Origin of the sequence: Vitreimonas sp. (assembly GCF_036392335.1) — a bacterium.
In the GTDB taxonomy this organism is placed as follows: Bacteria; Pseudomonadota; Alphaproteobacteria; order Caulobacterales; family Aquidulcibacteraceae; genus Vitreimonas.
On the sequence record NZ_DASVYD010000011.1, the window covers coordinates 1 to 2,370 of the forward strand.

Here is a 2,370-nt window from a genome sequence, read left to right on the forward strand (position 1 = left end):
TGCGGTTGGACCAAACCTTGATCCAGTCTCCCAATGGGCGATCCGCGAGATAGGCGGCGCGCTTGCCTTCAGCCGGCGCGCGCCCCTCGCCTGGCGTGTCGTAAGGGGGGTTGAAGAAGACGTGATCGAATAGGCCGTAATCCGCGCCAGCATCCAGCGCATCACCTTCAACGACCCGGATGCGATGCGAGGCCGAGTTCAGCTCCACGTTCTGCCGCGCCGTATCGGCGAAACCCGGGTCGCGTTCGATGCCGACAAAGCTGATATCGCCTTCATGTCGTGCCGCGACCGCCAGCAACGCCGCCCCCACCCCGCAGCACGGCTCAACGACACGCGCACCGTCTGCAATCACACGCGGCTGCGCCGCCGCCAGCAACAGCGTGTCGACATTGACGCGATAGCCGCGCGCGGGCTGGCGTATGCGCACGCGCCCGCCCAAAATCGCGTCTTCCGTCACTTCAGTCACAAGCCTGTTCCTGTGCGACCCATAGGCGCTGCGGTGGGAACCCCGCTTGACCGGCGCCCCCGGTCCCACCATCGTCCGGCCACCTTTAAGGTCAAGCGGAGAGGCAATTGGGACCGGCGGTCGGACCTGCCAAACAAGCCGCCGGCGCACCGCACGCGGTCGACCGGTTGGCCGCGCTTTTGGCCGAAGATTTGGCCGCCGTCGATGCGCTGATCCATCAGCATATGGCCAGCCCCGTCGGCGTCATTCCAAACCTCGCCGCGCACCTGATCGATGCTGGCGGCAAGCGCATACGCCCGTTGATCACGCTCGCGGCGGCGCGCCTCTTGGGCGGCGGCGGTGATGGCGCGCGCAAGCTCGCGACCGCCGTCGAATTCGTCCACTCCGCCACGCTGCTGCATGACGATGTCGTCGACCTCTCCGACATGCGCCGCGGCAAGAAGGCCGCCAATCTGATCTGGGGTAATTCCGCGAGCGTGCTCGTTGGCGATTTCCTGTTCGCCCGCTCGTTCACGCTCATGGTCGAGACTGGCGACATTCAGGTGCTCGACATTCTCTCGCGCGCCGCCTGCATCATCGCCGAAGGCGAGGTGATGCAACTTGCCGCCGCCAACGACGCCGAGACCACGCGCGAACGTTACATGGACATTATCGGCGCCAAGACCGCCGCACTGTTCGCCGCCGCCGGCAAAGCCGGCGCCGTGGTCGCGGGCCGCCCGGGCGCCGAAGCGACAGCGCTTGAAACTTATGGCCGCGAGCTCGGCCTTGCTTTCCAACTCGTTGATGACGCCCTCGATTATGGCGGCGTCTCCGCCACCATGGGCAAGAATTCCGGCGACGATTTCCGCGAAGGCAAAGTCACGCTGCCGATCGTGTTCGCGCGCGAAGCCGGCGACGACAGCGAACGCACGTTCTGGCGGCGCGTCATCAGCGGCGAACGCAGCGACGACGATTTCCATCGCGCCGTCGCGCTCATCCGCCGTCACGACGGCATCGCGCTGACGCTGCAAGCCGCGCGCGACCACGCCGCCCGCGCCAAAGCCGCGCTCGAAATCCTGCCCGCCAACGCCTATCGCGAAGCCCTGGCCGATCTCCCCGACTTCGTCGTCGACCGCGCCTACTAAAACTCTCCTCGCCCTCGATGGGCGAGGTGGCTTGCGGCGTAGCCGCAAGACGGAGTGGGTGGCGGCGCAGGCGTGAAAGCAAGTTGCTGGATCGGCGCCCCTCTATTCAACCCATTTCGGACCGCCGGCTTCCAGCTGGCATCCTTTTTCCGAACGCAAACCCGTTGATCGCCTTGACCTTTCCACCATGCCGGCGGGAAGCCGGCGGTCCACATTGAGCGCATCTATTCAACCGGTCCGCGCCCAGCCGCACACTGCCGCGCATGAAACCCGCCCCCACCCTCATCAGCCGACAGGAATTAGACCGCCACCAGGCGGCGCTTGTCGGCTGGATCGTGTGGGCGTTGTTGTTGATCTTCAAACTCGGCGCGAACGCACGCCGCAGCAAACGCGTGCACAACGCCATTCGTCACTGCGAACGCTTCGTCCACGCCTATCTCATCTGCACCATTCTCGCGCGCGTGCGCGTCGGCGCGCGCCGTCCGCGCAACACCGCCCCTGGCGTCCGCGCCAACACACCCAATCTGCGTCTGCTCGCGCAATCGCTGCGCTCGCGCGCTGGCACCTTCCTGCAGCGCATCCTGCATGTGCTCGAGCTCTTCTCGAAACCCGAGAAGGCGCTCGCCCGCCTTGCGCGCAAGCTGCGCGGCCAGCGCTTCAATCTCGTGATTGCCGCGCCCGTCGCCGACGCCATCGTCAGCGCAGCCCCCTGCGCCATCATTCCCGCCGACAGCTCCTAACCCGCAGCGCCGGCCGCAGGCCGGCGACTGCGCTGCCCCA

General features: G+C 66.5%; 3 protein-coding genes. 2 read left to right on the forward strand and 1 reads right to left on the reverse strand.

Annotated elements, in window-relative coordinates; all coding sequences use genetic code 11:
- On the reverse strand, window positions 1–466 hold a 466-nt coding region (locus VF769_RS01970), incomplete at its 3' end, for a methyltransferase domain-containing protein (protein WP_331006687.1).
- A gap of 107 nt (window positions 467–573) precedes the next feature.
- Here VF769_RS01970 and VF769_RS01975 point away from each other — a divergent pair.
- Together VF769_RS01975 and VF769_RS01980 are read left to right on the forward strand one after the other, a co-directional pair.
- Entirely contained in the window at window positions 574–1,590 is a 1,017-nt protein-coding gene (locus VF769_RS01975) for a polyprenyl synthetase family protein (protein WP_331006688.1), read from the forward strand.
- A 263-nt stretch (window positions 1,591–1,853) separates the two neighbouring features.
- A complete protein-coding gene (locus VF769_RS01980) occupies window positions 1,854–2,330 on the forward strand; it encodes a hypothetical protein (RefSeq protein ID WP_331006689.1) in 477 nt (158 codons plus the stop codon).
- Window positions 2,331–2,370: the final 40 nt, after the last annotated feature.